22 protein-coding genes are annotated in these 15,938 nt (G+C 65.4%); 8 read left to right on the top strand and 14 right to left on the bottom strand.

What is annotated here, in order from left to right:
• Positions 1-13: 13 nt before the first annotated feature.
• The 4 genes from cpaB to KUV65_RS07790 all read right to left on the bottom strand — a co-directional run bounded on the left by cpaB (position 14) and on the right by KUV65_RS07790 (position 2,321).
• Positions 14-838 (bottom strand): Flp pilus assembly protein CpaB, encoded by an 825-nt coding sequence (gene cpaB / locus KUV65_RS07805; protein WP_222189121.1) that lies wholly within the window; start codon positions 836-838, stop codon positions 14-16.
• Positions 839-1,095: 257 nt separating this feature from the next.
• Entirely contained in the window at positions 1,096-1,350 is a 255-nt protein-coding gene (locus tag KUV65_RS07800; RefSeq protein ID WP_222189119.1) for a hypothetical protein, read from the bottom strand.
• Between the two features lie 272 nt (positions 1,351-1,622).
• Positions 1,623-1,865: a hypothetical protein gene (locus KUV65_RS07795; protein ID WP_222189117.1), complete on the bottom strand. Its 243-nt coding sequence runs from the start codon at positions 1,863-1,865 to the stop codon at positions 1,623-1,625.
• Positions 1,866-2,102: 237 nt separating this feature from the next.
• Positions 2,103-2,321, bottom strand: coding sequence for a hypothetical protein (locus KUV65_RS07790; RefSeq protein WP_222189115.1), 219 nt, complete (start codon positions 2,319-2,321; stop codon positions 2,103-2,105).
• A 273-nt stretch (positions 2,322-2,594) separates the two neighbouring features.
• Here KUV65_RS07790 and KUV65_RS07785 point away from each other — a divergent pair, with 273 nt between their 5' ends.
• Positions 2,595-3,449 (top strand): lytic transglycosylase domain-containing protein, encoded by an 855-nt coding sequence (locus KUV65_RS07785; protein ID WP_222189114.1) that lies wholly within the window; start codon positions 2,595-2,597, stop codon positions 3,447-3,449.
• A 7-nt stretch (positions 3,450-3,456) separates the two neighbouring features.
• On the opposite strand, the gene KUV65_RS07780 is transcribed toward KUV65_RS07785, so the two are convergent.
• From KUV65_RS07780 to KUV65_RS07765, 4 genes are all read right to left on the bottom strand, one after another.
• On the bottom strand, positions 3,457-3,867 hold the full coding sequence (locus KUV65_RS07780) for an acyl-CoA thioesterase (RefSeq protein ID WP_261331615.1): 411 nt from the start codon (positions 3,865-3,867) through the stop codon (positions 3,457-3,459).
• Complete coding sequence (locus tag KUV65_RS07775; RefSeq protein WP_261331614.1) at positions 3,860-4,498, bottom strand: 3-oxoacid CoA-transferase subunit B; 639 nt, start codon at positions 4,496-4,498, stop codon at positions 3,860-3,862. Before KUV65_RS07775 ends, KUV65_RS07780 begins: the two co-directional genes overlap by 8 nt.
• Positions 4,498-5,202 (bottom strand): CoA transferase subunit A, encoded by a 705-nt coding sequence (locus KUV65_RS07770; RefSeq protein WP_222189108.1) that lies wholly within the window; start codon positions 5,200-5,202, stop codon positions 4,498-4,500. The genes KUV65_RS07775 and KUV65_RS07770 overlap by 1 nt, the downstream gene beginning before the upstream one ends.
• 88 nt (positions 5,203-5,290) lie before the next feature.
• On the bottom strand, positions 5,291-6,394 hold the full coding sequence (locus tag KUV65_RS07765; protein ID WP_222189106.1) for a class II histone deacetylase: 1,104 nt from the start codon (positions 6,392-6,394) through the stop codon (positions 5,291-5,293).
• A 98-nt stretch (positions 6,395-6,492) separates the two neighbouring features.
• Here KUV65_RS07765 and KUV65_RS07760 point away from each other — a divergent pair, with 98 nt between their 5' ends.
• Together KUV65_RS07760 and KUV65_RS07755 are read left to right on the top strand one after the other, a co-directional pair.
• On the top strand, positions 6,493-6,756 hold the full coding sequence (locus KUV65_RS07760; protein WP_222189104.1) for a DUF167 domain-containing protein: 264 nt from the start codon (positions 6,493-6,495) through the stop codon (positions 6,754-6,756).
• A gap of 39 nt (positions 6,757-6,795) precedes the next feature.
• Positions 6,796-7,143, top strand: a complete 348-nt coding sequence (locus tag KUV65_RS07755; RefSeq protein WP_222189102.1) for a TraR/DksA family transcriptional regulator — start codon at positions 6,796-6,798, stop codon at positions 7,141-7,143.
• A gap of 4 nt (positions 7,144-7,147) precedes the next feature.
• Here KUV65_RS07755 and KUV65_RS07750 read toward each other — a convergent pair whose 3' ends face one another.
• On the bottom strand, positions 7,148-7,390 hold the full coding sequence (locus KUV65_RS07750; protein ID WP_222189101.1) for a hypothetical protein: 243 nt from the start codon (positions 7,388-7,390) through the stop codon (positions 7,148-7,150).
• A gap of 9 nt (positions 7,391-7,399) precedes the next feature.
• Complete coding sequence (locus tag KUV65_RS07745; RefSeq protein ID WP_222189100.1) at positions 7,400-7,786, bottom strand: thiol-disulfide oxidoreductase DCC family protein; 387 nt, start codon at positions 7,784-7,786, stop codon at positions 7,400-7,402.
• A 102-nt stretch (positions 7,787-7,888) separates the two neighbouring features.
• Here KUV65_RS07745 and KUV65_RS07740 point away from each other — a divergent pair, with 102 nt between their 5' ends.
• The 3 genes from KUV65_RS07740 to KUV65_RS07730 all read left to right on the top strand — a co-directional run bounded on the left by KUV65_RS07740 (position 7,889) and on the right by KUV65_RS07730 (position 9,321).
• Entirely contained in the window at positions 7,889-8,608 is a 720-nt protein-coding gene (locus KUV65_RS07740; RefSeq protein ID WP_222189099.1) for a M48 family metallopeptidase, read from the top strand.
• A 119-nt stretch (positions 8,609-8,727) separates the two neighbouring features.
• The gene (locus tag KUV65_RS07735; protein ID WP_222189098.1) at positions 8,728-8,982 is read left to right on the top strand and encodes a DUF6455 family protein; all 255 of its coding nucleotides are present in this window, start codon (positions 8,728-8,730) and stop codon (positions 8,980-8,982) included.
• A gap of 54 nt (positions 8,983-9,036) precedes the next feature.
• Positions 9,037-9,321 (top strand): DUF6455 family protein, encoded by a 285-nt coding sequence (locus KUV65_RS07730; protein ID WP_222189097.1) that lies wholly within the window; start codon positions 9,037-9,039, stop codon positions 9,319-9,321.
• Here KUV65_RS07730 and cutA read toward each other — a convergent pair.
• Together cutA and rimO are read right to left on the bottom strand one after the other, a co-directional pair.
• Positions 9,306-9,629: a divalent-cation tolerance protein CutA gene (gene cutA, locus KUV65_RS07725; RefSeq protein WP_222189096.1), complete on the bottom strand. Its 324-nt coding sequence runs from the start codon at positions 9,627-9,629 to the stop codon at positions 9,306-9,308. The two genes, KUV65_RS07730 and cutA, sit on opposite strands and share 16 nt — an antisense overlap.
• A gap of 106 nt (positions 9,630-9,735) precedes the next feature.
• Complete coding sequence (gene rimO, locus KUV65_RS07720) at positions 9,736-11,016, bottom strand: 30S ribosomal protein S12 methylthiotransferase RimO (RefSeq protein WP_222189670.1); 1,281 nt, start codon at positions 11,014-11,016, stop codon at positions 9,736-9,738.
• A gap of 238 nt (positions 11,017-11,254) precedes the next feature.
• Here rimO and KUV65_RS07715 point away from each other — a divergent pair, with 238 nt between their 5' ends.
• Together KUV65_RS07715 and KUV65_RS07710 are read left to right on the top strand one after the other, a co-directional pair.
• On the top strand, positions 11,255-13,309 hold the full coding sequence (locus KUV65_RS07715) for an AsmA family protein (protein ID WP_222189095.1): 2,055 nt from the start codon (positions 11,255-11,257) through the stop codon (positions 13,307-13,309).
• Positions 13,309-13,818, top strand: a complete 510-nt coding sequence (locus KUV65_RS07710; protein WP_261331613.1) for a lytic transglycosylase domain-containing protein — start codon at positions 13,309-13,311, stop codon at positions 13,816-13,818. The genes KUV65_RS07715 and KUV65_RS07710 overlap by 1 nt, the downstream gene beginning before the upstream one ends.
• A gap of 4 nt (positions 13,819-13,822) precedes the next feature.
• Here the strand turns inward: KUV65_RS07710 and KUV65_RS07705 are convergent, their stop codons facing one another.
• Positions 13,823-14,110: a DUF2218 domain-containing protein gene (locus KUV65_RS07705; RefSeq protein ID WP_222189094.1), complete on the bottom strand. Its 288-nt coding sequence runs from the start codon at positions 14,108-14,110 to the stop codon at positions 13,823-13,825.
• A gap of 232 nt (positions 14,111-14,342) precedes the next feature.
• Complete coding sequence (locus KUV65_RS07700) at positions 14,343-15,881, bottom strand: hypothetical protein (RefSeq protein WP_222189093.1); 1,539 nt, start codon at positions 15,879-15,881, stop codon at positions 14,343-14,345.
• Positions 15,882-15,938 lie beyond the last annotated feature (57 nt).

Raw genomic sequence — 15,938 nt, 5'->3', positions numbered from 1 at the left:
CGCGGAAGGGGGCTCAGTTGGTGCAGGGCACCTGGGTCACCATGACCTCGCCGCCGCGGCGGGCACGCACGGTGCAGATCTCGGGGGCCGCGCTGGGGGCGGCTTCGACCGCGCCGAGGAGCTGGCTGGTCGAGACTTCGACCTCCTCGCTTTCAGTCTCGTCGCCGACACCCACCAGTGCAAGCGTCAACGAGCCCGACGCCTGAGCCTGTGTCAGGGCGGCGATATCGCCGGGATGCGCCATGACGGTAATGGTGCGGGCAACGGTCGGGTTGTTGCGATCCTCATCGGCGATCTGGTCGATCGCGATGATCTGGACATTCGACCGGATGAGGCGCGTCAGCCGTTCGCCTTCGCGGCCATTGCCGGTCCAGTAGACATCGACACGGTCGCCGGGACGCAGGAAACCGGACACACCCGTTGTCACGTCCACGCGCAGGGCCAGCGCCCGCATGCCCTCTTCAAGGCGCGACGCGACGCCCGCATCCGCACCGGGCGCGGTCACCTTGCTGCGCAGCAGCGGTTCATCCGTTTCCATTACGCGCAAAACCGTGCGCAGTTCATCGGTGTCGGGGGGGAAGATGTCTTCAAGCGAGGTGAAGGCCCCGAACGGCACGTGATCGGCGGGCCAGCGCACGGCTTCCACATCGTTCGGGCGCAGACGCTCGCCGTAGCGCACCTGGCGGGTCACCACGAAAACCTGCGTGGTGGGCACGATGGCTTCGCGCTGTTCGGCCAGCGCCGTTTGATATTGGTCGAATCGGTCCTTGGCGACCGATACCGCGAATGCGGCGAGGCCGACACCGACCAGAAGGACGAGAATGAAGATCAGGCGCATCGTCGCGTTCCCCTTTGACTGCTCTCAATAATCTTGTCGTTTCTTGGTGTTGGGAGTGGGGGCATATCGGACCACGCACTCCTTTGGTTAACGGACTGTGTTCGATGAATCGGGCGAAAAGATGGTCGCGTCTTGGATGTCCGGTGGCGCTTCAGGGCCTGTCGGAGCCACGCTTGATATCAGAAGGCCGACGGTGGGGCCGATGGCGAGCAACCCTCGCCGCAGGTATGAACGGCGAGGGCTTCGGGCCGAATGGTTCAGCTGCCGTCACCGGCACCCTCACCGGCGCCGTCTCCGAGGGTGGTAGTCAAAGCGCCGTTCGTGAAGCTGTCCTGGAGATCCATGTTGGTCATCCCGTCCGAGATGTTCGAGGAGAGGTCCTCGATCCCGCCCGAGACCACGGCCATGACGGCCAGGCCGAGACCCACGATGGCGGCGGTCAGGACGACCCAGTCGACCGTGACGGCGCCGGACTCGTCGGAAAGAAAGGTTTTGAACTGCGAAAAGGCCATTGTCAGCACTCCTGCTCATCAGATGTCGATGTGATTGGTGAGCGGCCCGCCGGCGCGACAGATGTCGCGATCAGGCGGCCGGGTGCTTTCTGCACCGGCGCTTTGAACGCAGGGGCAGACTGGCGGGAAAGCCGGGGCAGGAATGTGACGGGCGCAGGTCGCGGGACGCGCCTTTCAATAGACTTTGAATAAAAGAGCCTTTTCGCTTGGCAGTAGAACGAAAAGGGCCGCCCGGATGGGCGGCCCTTGATTGCGAATGAGCAGACTGCTCATTAACCGTCGTTGTCAGCAGCAGGTGCCGAGAAATCAAGCCCCGAGCCATCGCCCGAGAATTCCTGGTCGATCACCTGGCCGGTCAGCTGGGTGTCGATGTCCCCGGCGAGGTCTTCGACGCCGCCCGAGACGACGGCCATGACGGCGAGGCCGAGGCCCACGATGGCAGCGGTCAGCACGACCCAGTCAACGGTCACGGCGCCGGATTCGGATTTTGCGAAGTTCTTGATCAGTGCGGTCATTGGTCTTCTCCAGGGTTTGGTAGCGCGAGGCGCCGGGTATGGGGTGGATTGGGACGAATTTTCGGTGCCCTCACCGTTTCGGTAGGTTGAATGTCGCCTCGGATCGGGGCGGGAATTGGGCGGTCATTAGATTTTTATTCGAATTCTACAGGGTCGTTTTAGGGCGTCTGGTCTCGGAACTCGAAAAGCAAAGGGCCGCCCGGTTGGGCGGCCCTTCAATATCGGCTGGTGCCAGGATCAGTCGGCGGCTTGCAGCGCGCCGGTGTCGTCAAAAGTGGTGTCGATGCCCATGCCGGTCAGCTGGCCGTCGATGTCACCGGCGAGGTCTTCGACGCCGCCCGAGACGACGGCCATGACGGCGAGGCCGAGGCCGACGATGGCTGCGGTCAGCACGACCCAGTCAACGGTCACGGCGCCGGATTCGGATTTTGCGAAGTTCTTGATCAGTGCGGTCATTGGTCTTGCTCCTGTATGTAGTGCGCGAGGCTCTTGCTTAGTTGTGGATCGGGACGAGTTCTTGGTGCCCTCACCGTTTCGATGGGGTGAATGTCGTCTCGGATCGCGGCGGGAATTGGGCGGTCATTCGATTTTTATTCGAATTCTCCGGGGTTGTTTTGCGGCCCTGCCACCGGCATGATTCCTCGAAAAGCAGGCGGGGCGCCGCGCCAAGGGTGCGGAATGCCCGGAAAACAAGGGCGTTCGGCCCGTCAGGCATAAGAGAGCAGTCTCATGGGGCATCTCGTTTCGCGGATCGGCAGGGCCGTTCTGGTGCATATCGTGGTGGCATCGGTCGCTTTGCCCGTTGCGGCACAGGAGGGCACCGGCGGCGGGATACGTTTGATTCCGGCCCCCGGCCCTGGCCACACGGGGCCGCGCATCACGGTGCAAATCAGACCCGGCGACAATTTCACGACTCCGGCACCGGGGGCGGCGGTGGAGCCGACAGCGGCCGCAGCCCCGTCCGCACCGCGCGCAGAGGCGCCAGGGGAAGCGTCCGCGGACTGGTTCTGGTCGGCGATCAGTCCCAGCCTGCCCGCCGATCCGGGGCGGTTCTGGGCGGCCCGGGAGCATCTGGCGCAAGCGGGCGAAGCAGCCGATCTGGGCGCGCCGCGGCTGGACGATATGCTTCGATTGGCGGAGGCGCATGGACGCGACTTGCTGATGGCGTCCATCGGGACCGAGATCTCACCGGCCCTTGCGCTGGCCGTGATCGCGGTCGAAAGCGCCGGGCGCGCCGAGGTGACAAGCCACGCGGGCGCTCAAGGCCTGATGCAATTGATGCCGGATACGGCGGCGCGCTTCGGGGTGGAGGATGCGTTCGACCCGCTTCAGAACATCACCGGGGGGATCGCCTATCTCGATTGGCTGATGGGGGAGTTCGACCGCGACCCGCTGCTGGTGCTGGCGGCCTATAATGCAGGTGAGGGCGCGGTGCGGCGCGCAGGCGGCGTGCCCGACTACCCCGAGACGCGCACCTACGTGCCGCGCGTTCTGGCCGCGTGGGACCTCGCGCGCAACCTGTGCCGGACGCCACCCCTTCTGGTGTCGGATGGGTGTGTCTTCCAGCCGATGGCGGTTCAATAACGCCGGATCAGACGCCGGGTTCGGGCGGCAAGGTGCGCGTAACCCCTGATTCCGAGATCGCCACGAAGGTGAAATCGCCCTCGGTGACCATCAGGTGCTCGCCCGTGCGCTGACGGCGGACCCACGCCTCGATATGCATGGTGATTGAGGTGCGCCCGGTTCTCACGATGCTGCTGTAGACCGAGAAGAGATCACCCACGAGGACGGGCGCGTGAAACCGCAATGCCTCGATCGCGACGGTGGCGCAGCGGCCCTGGGCCCGCTGCGCAGCCGTGGTTCCGGCGGCGATGTCCATCTGGCTGACGACCCAGCCCCCGAACACATCGCCGCCCGAGTTGGTGTCGGCGGGCATCGGCACGGTCTGAAGCGTCAGCGTGCCCGATGGCCCCGCCGGGGTGCTCGGGGCGACCTCAGACAATCGTCGCCTCGGTCGCGGCAATCATCTCGTCACGGGTGACGCCGGGGGCCAGTTCGACGATCTGCAATCCCTTGTGGGCCACGTCCAGCACGCCGAGATTGGTGATGATGCGGTCCACCACGCCCTTGCCCGTCAGCGGCAAGGTGCACTCCTTGAGGACCTTGGACTCGCCGTGCTTGTTCTGGTGGTCCATCACGACGATCACGCGGCCGACACCTGCCACGAGGTCCATCGCGCCACCCATGCCCTTGACCAGCTTTCCGGGGATCATCCAGTTGGCGAGGTCGCCCTTCTCGGACACTTCCATCGCGCCGAGGATCGCGGCGGCGATCTTGCCACCCCTGATCATGCCGAAGGATGTGGCGCTGTCGAAATAGGCGGTGCGGGGCAGTTCGGTGATCGTCTGCTTGCCGGCATTGATCAGGTCGGGGTCTTCCTCGCCCTCGAAGGGGAAGGGGCCCATGCCCAGCATGCCGTTCTCGGATTGCAGCGTGATGTCCTTGTCGCCGACATAGTTGGCCACCAGCGTCGGGATGCCGATCCCGAGGTTCACATACATGCCGTCTTCGAGTTCCTCGGCCGCGCGGGCGGCCATCTGGTTCCGGTCCCAGCCTTTTGTTTCAGCAGACATCAGGCTTCCTCCCGCTTGCGCGTCGTGCGCTGTTCGATCCGTTTCTCGTGCTCGCCCTGCACCAGGCGGTGCACGTAGATGCCCGGCAGATGGATGTGGTCGGGGTCGAGGCTGCCCACCGGCACGATTTCCTCGACTTCCATGACGCAGACCTTGCCGCACATGGCGGCCGGCGGATTGAAGTTGCGGGCGGTCTTGCGGAAGATGCAGTTGCCGGTCTCGTCGGCCTTCCACGCCTTCACGATGGAGAGGTCGGCGAAGATGCCCTTCTCCATGATGTAGGTTTCGCCGTCGAACTCCTTGTGCTCCTTGCCCTCGGCGATGACGGTGCCCACGCCGGTCTTGGTGTAGAAGCCGGGGATGCCGCAGCCGCCGGCGCGCATGCGTTCGGCCAGCGTGCCCTGCGGGTTGAATTCCAGCTCCAGCTCGCCCGACAGGTACTGGCGCATGAACTCGGCGTTTTCACCCACGTAGGACGACATCATCTTCTTGACCTGCTTGGTCGCCAAGAGCTTGCCGAGGCCGAAATCATCGACGCCCGCGTTGTTGGACGCCACGGTCAGATCCTTGACGCCGGATTTGACCAGAGCGTCGATCAGAAGCTCGGGAATGCCGCAGAGGCCAAAGCCCCCCGACGCGATCAGCATGCCGTCGTGCAGAAGCCCGTCCAGGGCCTCTTCGGCGGAGCCGTAAACCTTCTTCATGGGTGTCTTTCCCCCTCTCGAAAACCGCGCGCAACGTGGCGCGGGTCGGCGGTGAAGTCAACGCGCGATGCCGCGTTGCGGCGCAGGTTCAGCCCAGGGCATCCTCCATCTCGGCGATGATCTGGGAACAATAGGCATCGAACCGCGGTCCTGGCTGCTGAAAGCCGATGCGATGGGCCAGCGGGTCCTCGGCGGTGATGGCGCTGCCCGACAGCGCCTCGATCACGGCATGTCCGCAGAAAGGGACATGCGCCTCGGAATAGCCGCCCTCGTGGACAAGGACGAGGCGCCCGTCGCAGAGGTCGCTGGCCGCCGTCATGACCATCTCGGTCATCTCGCGGAAGGTGTTGGACCCGGCCAGCATGCGGGAAAGCGGGTCGACGCCAGAGGCGTCGAAACCGCAGGCGACGATGATCGCGTCGGGTTGAAAAGCCTGCAATTGCGGGATGACCAGCCGTTCCATCGCTTCGATGTAACACCTGTGGCCGCCCCCCGGCGGCAGCGGAATGTTGAGGTTGTAGCCCTCGCCCGCCCCCGTGCCGCGATCCTCGAAGGCGCCGCTGTCGGCGGGGTAATTGCGTTCCTGGTGGAGCGAAATGGTCAGCACGTCGTCGCGGTCGTAAAAGATTGCCTCGGTGCCGTTGCCATGGTGCACGTCCCAGTCGATCACCGCGACGCGGTCGACCATGCGCGCGTCGAAGGCCGCCTCCACCGCGATGGCGATATTGGCGAGCAGGCAGAAGCCGTTCGGGAAATCCGGCAGGCAGTGGTGCCCGGGCGGTCGCGAGAGGGCATAAGCGTTGTTCAGGTCGCCCTGAAGCACCGCGAAGAGGGCGGATTTGGCAAGGCCCGCCGAGAGCGACGCGGTATCGAACCCGTCGGGGCCGAACGGGGTGCGCAAGCCCAACTCGCCACCGCCCGATGCCGCCGCCTCGCGGAAGGCGTCCACATATTCGGGCGGATGCACGCGGAGCAGGTCAGCCTCCGTCACCGGATCGGCCGAGCGGGCATCGAGCTCTGCCAGCAGGCCGGTCACGTCGAGCAGGTTCTTCAAGCGCCGCTTGGTCTCGGGGTTCTCCGGCAGCCCCCCGGCCGCGGCAGGCTGGACCAGGCCGCCAACCGGAAGCAGGAAGGCGTAGTTGCCGCCCGAGTGCCAGAAACAGCGTTCGTCCCAGAAAAATCCCGTGCGCATATGGCCCTCCTGCGGTGTTTCGCGGACTATGCCGCCGGGTCGGGGGCGCTGCAATGGGCGATCCGGGCCTGTGGATGGATCGGGAGAAACCGCAGGATATGGCAAGAGATCTGCCGGATTTGAGCCATCTGGCGGTGGAGGGGCGCGAGATTTCGCTGCGCGTCACGCCAAAGGCCGCGCGCGACCGGATCGAGATGGGCGAGGGCGGCACGGTCCGCGTCCATGTCACGGCGATTCCCGACAAGGGCGCGGCGAACGCCGCCGTCCTGAAGCTGCTGGCCAAGGCCATGGGCGTGCCCAAGTCGCGGCTGGAGATCGTGCGCGGCGCGACCTCGCGCGACAAGGTGGTGCGGGTCGGGTGACGGGTTGCGGGACGGTGCGAAAGCTGCTGCTCTGCCACGATGAGTGATCCGACAGACCAAGACCTCGCCGCGCGCTACCGCCCTCGTCTGGAAGCGGAAAGGGCGACCCTGCTGGCTTCGTCCGACGAAACGCGCGACGCCCGAAAACCGGTGGAACTGGATCAGCAATCCGTCGGGCGGCTCAGCCGGATGGACGCCTTGCAAGGGCAGGCCATGGCCAAGGGGCTGGAAGCGCGCCGCGCCGGTCGCCTTCGCGCCATCGACGCGGCGCTGGGGCGGATCGATGAGGGCGAGTTTGGCTGGTGCGAGGATTGCGGCGAGTTCATCGGTACGCGGCGGCTGGATGTCGATCCTTGCATGACGCGCTGCGTGTCCTGTGCCTCATGAGCGGTCACTCGTCGCTTTCCATCCTTAACCGGTAGACGCCTTCGGGCAGGTCGAGGGCCGCGGCCAGTTCCTGCAATTGCGCCATGGAAAACGTGACCTTCTGCACCCGGTCGGTCCGCGGGTCGAGTTGTTCGACTGTCACGCATTCCTCGAAGGCGGTGATGGTGACGTCCTCTTGCAAAGGCGTTTCGCCTTCATCGACGAGGGTGACGACCGTGGCGTCGAAATCGTGCTCGATGGTGAACATGGGGCCAGCCTAGGGGCGGGCGCGGCGTTCGTCCAGCGCCTCGCGGCGGAGATGACGCCGGTAGAGCCAGGGCGCCGCGATCCGGTTATAGGCCAGCTCGGCCAAAGGCCGGATCACGGGAAGGTTCACCGCGCGGGCCATCCAGCCCATGCCGGGAAGGGTGCCCCAGATCCGGGCGAAGGCCGGAACGCCCGAGATGATGCGCCCGTCGGGCAGGCGGGCATGCACGCGGCGCTTGGCCTGGTCCGGGGTCAGGTGCCATGCGGCAAGGTCGGTCTGGTTCAGGTCGTCGAACACCAAGGGGGCCTGCGCGGCTTCGGCCTTGGCGCGGTAATGCGCGATCTCGGCGCGGCAGATCGGGCAGCGATCATTGTAGAGAATGCGAACCGGTTCCATGCCATGCGAGGTAGGTGATCGTTCGTGCTTGGACAGGTCCGGCTGACCACAAGCGCGTGAGCATGCTGGACGGCGTGGTGTCGTCGCCCAATCTTGTCGCCCATGACGATGGGACTTCGAGCCATGCACCGGGCGGCAGCGGCCCTGCTGATCGTGGGGATTGCGGCCTGCGTGCCTGTCGCGCCGCCGATGCATGCGCCAGAGCCCGCTGTTGCCCCGGCGCCCATCCTCTCGCCGCAGGACGTGGTTGCGGTCACCCGCCGGGTAGAGCCCGTGGCCGAGGCCGTCTGCCGCGCCGAGACGCCGGATCAGCCCTGCGATTTCCGCATTCTGCTGGATGGTGATCCTCGCAACGGGGCCAACGCTTTCCAGACCTCGGATCGGGCCGGGTTGCCCGTGATCCTGATCACGGTGGGCCTGTTGGCCGATATGCGAAACGCCGATGAGCTTGCCTTCGTGATCGGTCATGAGGCGGGGCATCATATCGCGCGGCACCGGGATCGCCGCGCCCAATCGGCGGCCGAGGGGGCGCGCATTCTCGGAGGGCTTGCAGCGGCGCGCGGTGCGGACCGGCAAACGGTGATCGAGGCGGCGGAACTGGGTGCGTTCGTCGGTGCGCGGCGCTACTCCCAAACGGCAGAGCTTGAGGCGGACGCCATCGGCACCCTCATCGCCTACGAGGCCGGGTTCGACCCGGTCCAGGGGGCCCGGGTCTTTACCCGCCTGCCCGACCCCGGCGATCAGCTTCTGGCGACCCATCCCCCCAATGCCAACCGGATCGAGATCGTGCGCCGCACCCTGGCGCAATTGCGTGCGGGATAGGCGCCGGACCGGGCCTTGATCTGCGTCAAGGCGATTTGACGACAGTTTTCTAGGGTGCCCCGGACCGGCGGGAAGCGCGTGCGGTCTCCTATTGCCGACAGAACGGGAGGGTTCGCCCCATGCCTGGCAAGAAGACGTTTCAGGAACACGATGCATTGATGTCGAGCATGGCATCGACCCTCGGGGCCGATCTCGACGAGGCGGAACTGCGCGGGGATCTTCCCCCGGACGAGCGTTTGGACATGCTGTTCGCCTGTACCGGATGCACCGATCCGGAGGGCTGCAAGGACTGGTTGCAGAGAACCGGCAGCGCCGAGAATGCACCGACCTATTGCCGCAACGGTGATCGCCTGAAGGACTTGGCGACGCGCTGAGCCCCCCGAATTCGCGATCTCGCCATCGCTGCCCGTCGGAGAGGATATTTCCCCATGGTCGAAGAACAGATCCACAAGCTGGGCGATGAAAAGCGCCACTACTGGCTGGCGCTTGGCATGGCGAATGCCTCGGGCGCCGACCTGCAACGGGCGCTGGAAGAGGGGCGGATCAGCCATGCCGACTGGGCCGGCGTGGTTCAGCGTTGCCGCAGTTGCGCCTGGACCGAAGGCTGCGATTGCTGGCTCAAGGCGCAGGAACCTGGTGCAACGGATGTGCCGCGCGCCTGTCCCAATGTCACGTTCTTCGACCGGGTGCTGGGCGGTCAGTCCGGGGATTGAGCCCCGCCGGTTTCGGCATAGCACCAGCGGCGGGCGTCCGGCGTCGTGCCGACCTCTTCCCAGGAAATGACCGGCAGGTCGTAGGGATGGCTGCGCTGGATCGCGGCCACCAGATCTGCGCGGCGTTCCGGCGTGGTCTTGGCGACAAGCGTCACCTCCGTGTCCTCTTCGATCTGCCCTTGCCAGTGAAACAGGCTGACCACACCCGGTGTGATGTTCACACAGGCGGCTAGGCGCGCGGTCAGAACCTCGCGTGCGATCTCACGGGCCTGATTGAGATTGGCGCAGGTGGTCGTGACATGGATCATGGGCGGCCTCCCCCGGGGTGAACGACAAAGCAACGGACCCGTGCAGAGTTGCATCGCTGACGCGCAATGCAAGCCCCAGAAACTTGTCGCTGAAAGGATGCCGGCCTTAGCCGAGGCGTTTGCCCCACAGGTCGTATTCGCTGGCCTCGTCCACCTCGACCTCGACGAAATCGCCGGGCGACAGGCCTTCGACCCCTTCGTCGATGAAAAGGTTGCCGTCGATCTCGGGCGCGTCGGCCATGGTGCGGCAGGTGGCGCCATCCTCGTCGATCTCGTCCACCAGAACGGTCATACGCTGGCCGACCTTGGCCGCAAGCTTGGCCTCGGAAATGGCCTGCGCCTTTTCCATGAAACGGTGCCAGCGCTCTTCCTTGACCTCTTCGGGCACGTGATCGGGCAGCGCGTTGGAGCGCGCGCCCTCGACGTTCTCGTATTGGAAGCAGCCGACGCGATCGAGTTGCGCCTCGTCCATCCAGTCGAGCAGCGTCTGGAATTCTTCCTCGGTCTCGCCGGGATAGCCGACGATGAAGGTGGAGCGCAGCGTGATGTCCGGGCAGTCACGGCGCCACGCGGCGATCTCGTCCAGCGTGCGCGAGGCGGCGGCGGGCCGCGCCATGCGCTTCAGCGTGTCGGGATGGGCGTGCTGGAACGGGATGTCGAGATAGGGCAGCAGCCCGTTCGACGGGTCGGCCATCAGCGGGATCAGGTCGCGCACATGGGGATAAGGGTAGACATAATGCAGGCGTACCCAGGCCCCTAATTTGGATAACTCTGTGGAAAGGTCGAGGATCGGAAACTTGCTCTCGCGCCCTTTCCAATCCGTGCCATAGGCCGAGGTGTCCTGGCTGATGACCAGCAGTTCCTTCACCCCCGCGGCGACCAGTTTCTCGGCCTCGCGCTTCACGGCCGCGACCGGGCGCGAGGCAAGGCGGCCGCGCATGTCGGGGATGATGCAGAACTTGCACTTGTGATCGCAGCCCTCGGAGATCTTGAGGTAGCTGTAATGACGTGGTGTCAGCGACACGCCCGTGGCCGGCAGCAGGTCCACGAACGGGTCGGGGTCGGGCGGCACGGCGGCATGCACCGCGTCCAGCACCTGCTCGTACTGGTGCGGCCCGGTGACGGCCAGAACCTTGGGATGCGCGCCGGTGATGTAGTCGGGTTCCGCGCCCAGGCAGCCGGTGACGATGACGCGGCCATTCTGGGTCAGCGCCTCGCCGATGGCGTCGAGGCTTTCGGCCTTGGCGCTGTCCAGGAACCCGCAGGTGTTCACGATCACCGCGTCGGCCCCGGCATAGTCGGGGCTGATCGCATACCCCTCGGCGCGCAGCCGGGTCAGGATGCGTTCGCTGTCCACCAGCGCCTTGGGACAGCCAAGCGAGACCATGCCGATGGTCGGCTGGCCGGGGCGGGGGGGCTCGGTGATGCGGGCGCGGGGCGCGAGATCGGGGCGCAGGTCGGGTGGGTTCGTGCTCATGCGCTGCCCATACTGGCTTCGAAGCGCTGCGGAAAGGGGTTTGGCGGTCGGCGGCGGGCCGCCGCCGGTCGAAATTTCGCGCGTGTCAGGGATGCAAGGGCCCGCAGTTTGTGGCTAACTGGCGAAAACGGAAGGGCGAGCAGGGCAGATGCGCTGGATCATCAGGTCAATCGTGGGCGTCATGATTTTGGCGCTGGTCGGGGTGTCGACGCTTTTCGTGGTGCCGACGGAACGGATCGCCGCGCTGGCCACCGACCGCATTGCCGAGGCCACGGGCCGCGAGGTGGTGGTCACGGGCGATGTGCGTCCGACGCTCTGGCCACATCTGGGGATCCGGGCCGAGGGGCTGCGCGTGGGCAACCCCGATTGGGTCGAGGCCGGGCCACTGATCGCCGCCGAGCGCCTGGATGTCGGCGTCAACTGGAGCGCGCTGTTTTCCGGCCAGATCCAGTTGGAGCGCGCGGAGCTGATCGGCCCGGAGATCGTCTTGCAGCGGGGCGCGGATGGTCGCGTCAGTTGGGATTTCAGCGCCGGAGAGATCGAGGACGCCGCCGAGGCGCAGGTCGCCGCGGATGGGGCCGCCGGTGAAGGCGGGCTGCCCGCCATCGGGTTCGAACGCGCCATCATCTCGGATGGTCGCCTGCGCTGGATCGACGAGGGTGCGGGGCAGGACATCACGATTGCCGGTCTGGATGCGGAACTTTCGGTGCCGGGGGGCGAGGCGCGCGCAACCCTGTCCGGGTCGGCGAATGTGAACGGCGCGGACCTGTCGATCGAAGTCGCCGTCGACGGATTGGCCGGGTTGATCGCAGGTGAGGTACGGGGCGCGGTGCTGGCGCTGGATTGGGACGGGGGCGAAGCGGGCTTTGACGGGCGCATCTCGACCGCGCCGGCCCTGGCTGGCGACGTCACGCTGGACGCGCGCGAGCTTGGGCCGATCTTGGCGCTGGCCGGCACCGCAGTGCCCGATCTGCCGCAGGGCCTTGGCCGCGACCGCATCCGGGCCACAGGTCGCGTGACCCTGACGAACGAGGGCACGGCGCATCTGCGCAGCGGGCAAATCACGCTGGATGACAATACGCTCTATGCGGAACTTGATATCACGCAGGGGGACGACCGCCCCATGGTGCGTGGCGCAATCTCCGGCGGGCGGTTGAGCCTGCCCGGAATGGGGGGCGCTGACGCAGCGGGCGGTGGTGGCGGGGATGCTGCCGCGGGCTGGCCCACCGACAGGATCGACGTCAGCGGCCTTTTCGCGACGGATGCCGAGTTGTCGCTGGCGTTGGGCGCGCTTGACCTCGGGGGCGCGGTTCTGGAACCGGTCGAGAGCAACATCACCCTGACCCGTGGCCGGCTGGTGTTCGATATCGCGCGGATCGGCACCTATGGCGGACGGCTCGCCGGGCAGTTCGTCATCAACGGGCGGGGCGGGTTGTCGGTGGGCGGTGACCTTTTGCTGGCCGATGTGCAGTTGAACCCGCTTCTGACAGATTTCGCCGATTGGGATCGGCTTGAAGGGTCGGGCAGTGCCAGCCTCGAATTCCTGGGGGTGGGCAATGACCTCGCCACGATCATGGACGGGTTGGAGGGGCGCGGCGACCTTGCCTTTGGTGCAGGCGCGATCCGTGGCTTCGACCTTGCGGGCATGATCCGCAACCTCGACACCTCCTACCAGGGCGAGGGGCAGCGCACGGTCTACGACCGGGTCACGGCAGAGTTCACGATCGCCGACGGCATCCTCGAGAACGAGGACCTGTTCCTCGATGCCCCTTGGGGCGAGGTGCGCGGCGCGGGGTCGGTCGACCTTGGGGCGCAGACGCTGGACTACCGCGTCATTCCCGGCGTGATGCGCGACGCGGAGGGCGTCGCTGGTGTGCAGGTGCCCGTGCTGATCTCGGGTCCGTGGAGCAGCCCGCGCATCCGCCCTGACCTTGAATACCTCGCCCAGCAGGAGTTGGAGGAACAGCGCGAAAGGCTGGAGGCCGAGGCCCGCGCCCGTCTCGAAGAAGAAGCGGACCGGCTGGAGGAAGAGGCGCGTACCCGCGCGAACGAGGCGCTTGGCCTTGATATCCAGGACGGCGATGGGCGCGAAGAGATCGAGGCACAGGTGCAGGAACGGGTCAACGAAGAGATCGAGAACCAGTTGCTGCGGATCTTCGGCGGATCTCCTGAAGAAGAGCAGGTGGAAGAGGTGGTCGAGTGATGATGACGGCAACACGCGCCGGGGCCTTGGCCCTGACATTGGTCTTGGCCGGATGTGGCGGCGGGCTTTTCGGGGACGACGGGCCAGAGACGACGCAGGCGCGGATGACGTCGGAGCTCTACCCCGGGGAGACGCCCGAAATGCGGCGGCTGGTCCGGCAGTATGCCGAGGTGCATGACATCCCCGAGGCGCTGCTGCATCGGGTGATCCAGCGCGAAAGCGACTATCGCGCCCATGCGCGCAACGGCCCGTACTGGGGTTTGATGCAGATCCTGCCGCAAACGGCGCGGACGATGGGGCATAGCGGCCCGCCCGAGGACTTGCTCGACCCGGAAGTGAACCTGCAATACGCGGGCCGCTACCTGCGCGGCGCGTGGCTGGTCTCGGACGGGAATATCGACGAAGCGGTGATGTGGTATGCGCGCGGCTATTACTACGAGGCGCGCAACCGGTGCATGCTGGTCGAAACCGGCCTGAACGACCGCGAAATCGCCCGCCACTGCCGCTGAGACGTCAGGCCAGCCGGGTCCATACGGGCGTGGGGAGGTCTTCGCGGAAGGCGAAGCGTTCGAGGTGGGACCAGATGACGGTTTGGCAGCGGTCGAGGCCCTCGGCGTCGTCGGCGGTGATCGAGATATCCAGCGCCCCGCCCTCGGCGGCCAGGTCGGCGCGCGCCATGGGGAAGGTCACGACACCGCGCGCGGCGTCGAAGCTGACCTCGCATTTATGGGCGAAATGCTTGCAGAGCTGTTGCAGGTAGCCACTGGCTTTTTCCGTTTGAATACGGGTGGTTGAGTGCATGGTCGGTCCTTAATCTGAGTAATTCACTCAAGATAAGGGACTGCCCCCCGAAAGCGCAAGGAAAAGCCCCGCCGCAATTCCGCACACGGGCCTGTTCGTTTCTTTGCGCCCGCGCGCCGGGGGGGCCGCCAGCCTGTCGAGATGCGCCTGAATGGGTAGGTCACACCCCGTACACACCCTGTACACAGCCCGTACATACGCCGGGGTGCCGAAACCTTCCCGATAGGAAAACTCAGATCGCCCCGATGAGCCGCGCAAAGGCGGCGAACTCGGCGATGATCTGGTCGAGCAGCCACCCCTGATCGAGGCGGATCAACAGCGCGACCAACACCACCACAACCCAGATCGAGGCGGTGACCAGACCGCAGAACAGAACGCTGCCAAGCCAGCCGGAGGTATCGCTGTGTTCGCCCTCGGCCAATAGACACGCGATCGGCTCTCGAACCCAGGATGGATAAGACAGGCCAAGGGTGAACAGGCCAATCATCAGGTGCAGGAGGGTTGGCAGAAGCGTAGTGAGCAACATGACGCCGAGCCAGCCATAGCTGCCGGTGCCGTTTTCCATGTCAGCGAAGAACCCGGGCAGGTCGAACAGGGCGCTGCCATCGGGGAAGCGCACAAACTGCACCCATGTGATCATCGCCATGCCAAGCGCGGCGAAGATCAAGGCCCCACCAAGGCCGTCCCAAAGCGCGCGAGCCGGGGCCCATGTCTCGATACCACGCCTCAGGAGATGACGGGTGAGGCCGATGGAGGCAAAATCGGCCAACAGGTTCAGGAGGGGGAACGTGCCGAACAGGAGTATGATATAGGCGTTTGATGCGAAATCTGTGTCGGTTTCCGGTTCGCCGAACACCACAGCTATGGTGAGGGCACAGAGCAAAAGCAGGGAAAAGACAATCCGATAGATCGGTGTCGGTCCACGTGTTTCTTCGAGCCAATAAACTGCGCCTGCGACGGCACCTGCGACTGCGCCTGCGGCAGCGGCTGCTACGGCGACAGCGGCTGCGCCCGCAACTGCGGCTGCTCCGGCGACTGCGCCTGCGACTGCGGCTGCGATTGTGAATGCGAATGCTATTGCAATTGATGCTGCGATTGCGATTGAGGCTGCGATTGCGATTGAGGCTGCGATTGCGAATGCGGCTGCGGCTGCGACTGCGATTACGCCGGCGAATGCAATTGCGGCTGCAACGCTTGGTGGTAGGTCAAAGACAGGCCCAAAAACGGGCAGCAAAAAAATGGTGATTGCGGCACCAAACGAAAGCCAGCGCAACCGTGTTTTTGTCCAGACACCATGACACAGGCAGGCCGCACCGCCGAGGGCAATACCGGCCAAGACGATGCGTTCGCGCAGGTCACCTGGTGCGATAACCTCGATGTCGCCAAAGGAAATTGCGCCGCCCACGTCCCATTGAAAAAGCAGGGCGGTCGATGGGTAAGCCAGCGCCAGGCCCGAGGTGAGGGTCAGGAGATTCTGGCTCCAGGCGATGCGCCATGGCGGCAGGCCGGTCGCCTTTTCAGGCGCGGACAGTTTTTCGTCGATCCTATCGAGAAGCCGCCGCATGACCCGCGCGTAGCGCATCTTGCCGCGATCTTGCGCAAGGAGGCCGACGATGCGTTTTCGGTCGGCCGTATTTTTCCAGATTCGACCAAAGGGTGTGGCAAAGACCAGCACCAGCCAAAGCAGGATGGCGCCGGAGATCATCCAGTTCCATCCACCGAACAGGAAACTGAAAAACTCGATACCGATCAAATCAAGAAGCCCCGCCAATCAAGGCGAGGCTAGGGGGTAAGCCGTTGCAGTGCAACGAAAAGCGATGGTCTCGGG

The sequence above is a fragment of the Maritalea mobilis genome (genome assembly GCF_019800885.1).
Taxonomy (GTDB): Bacteria; Pseudomonadota; Alphaproteobacteria; order Rhodobacterales; family Rhodobacteraceae; genus Roseibacterium; species Roseibacterium beibuensis.
This window is presented reverse-complemented; position numbering and strand designations above follow the sequence as displayed.

Excerpts from the sequence above, each read along its gene's own strand:
- KUV65_RS07800 (WP_222189119.1), bottom strand. The coding sequence starts at position 1,350 with ATGGCCTTTTCGCAGTTCAAAACCTTTCTTTCCGACGAGTCCGGCGCC.
- KUV65_RS07740 (WP_222189099.1), top strand. The coding sequence starts at position 7,889 with ATGACGATGGGACTTCGAGCCATGCACCGGGCGGCAGCGGCCCTGCTG.
- KUV65_RS07795 (WP_222189117.1), bottom strand. The coding sequence starts at position 1,865 with ATGACCGCACTGATCAAGAACTTCGCAAAATCCGAATCCGGCGCCGTG.
- rimO (WP_222189670.1), bottom strand. The coding sequence starts at position 11,016 with ATGGTCTCGCTTGGCTGTCCCAAGGCGCTGGTGGACAGCGAACGCATC.
- KUV65_RS07770 (WP_222189108.1), bottom strand. The coding sequence starts at position 5,202 with ATGAAGAAGGTTTACGGCTCCGCCGAAGAGGCCCTGGACGGGCTTCTG.
- cutA (WP_222189096.1), bottom strand. The coding sequence starts at position 9,629 with ATGATCCATGTCACGACCACCTGCGCCAATCTCAATCAGGCCCGTGAG.
- KUV65_RS07715 (WP_222189095.1), top strand. The coding sequence starts at position 11,255 with ATGCGCTGGATCATCAGGTCAATCGTGGGCGTCATGATTTTGGCGCTG.
- KUV65_RS07755 (WP_222189102.1), top strand. The coding sequence starts at position 6,796 with ATGAGTGATCCGACAGACCAAGACCTCGCCGCGCGCTACCGCCCTCGT.
- KUV65_RS07735 (WP_222189098.1), top strand. The coding sequence starts at position 8,728 with ATGCCTGGCAAGAAGACGTTTCAGGAACACGATGCATTGATGTCGAGC.
- KUV65_RS07785 (WP_222189114.1), top strand. The coding sequence starts at position 2,595 with ATGGGGCATCTCGTTTCGCGGATCGGCAGGGCCGTTCTGGTGCATATC.
- KUV65_RS07710 (WP_261331613.1), top strand. The coding sequence starts at position 13,309 with ATGATGACGGCAACACGCGCCGGGGCCTTGGCCCTGACATTGGTCTTG.
- KUV65_RS07705 (WP_222189094.1), bottom strand. The coding sequence starts at position 14,110 with ATGCACTCAACCACCCGTATTCAAACGGAAAAAGCCAGTGGCTACCTG.
- cpaB (WP_222189121.1), bottom strand. The coding sequence starts at position 838 with ATGCGCCTGATCTTCATTCTCGTCCTTCTGGTCGGTGTCGGCCTCGCC.
- KUV65_RS07765 (WP_222189106.1), bottom strand. The coding sequence starts at position 6,394 with ATGCGCACGGGATTTTTCTGGGACGAACGCTGTTTCTGGCACTCGGGC.
- KUV65_RS07790 (WP_222189115.1), bottom strand. The coding sequence starts at position 2,321 with ATGACCGCACTGATCAAGAACTTCGCAAAATCCGAATCCGGCGCCGTG.
- KUV65_RS07730 (WP_222189097.1), top strand. The coding sequence starts at position 9,037 with ATGGTCGAAGAACAGATCCACAAGCTGGGCGATGAAAAGCGCCACTAC.
- KUV65_RS07760 (WP_222189104.1), top strand. The coding sequence starts at position 6,493 with ATGGCAAGAGATCTGCCGGATTTGAGCCATCTGGCGGTGGAGGGGCGC.
- KUV65_RS07775 (WP_261331614.1), bottom strand. The coding sequence starts at position 4,498 with ATGTCTGCTGAAACAAAAGGCTGGGACCGGAACCAGATGGCCGCCCGC.
- KUV65_RS07745 (WP_222189100.1), bottom strand. The coding sequence starts at position 7,786 with ATGGAACCGGTTCGCATTCTCTACAATGATCGCTGCCCGATCTGCCGC.
- KUV65_RS07750 (WP_222189101.1), bottom strand. The coding sequence starts at position 7,390 with ATGTTCACCATCGAGCACGATTTCGACGCCACGGTCGTCACCCTCGTC.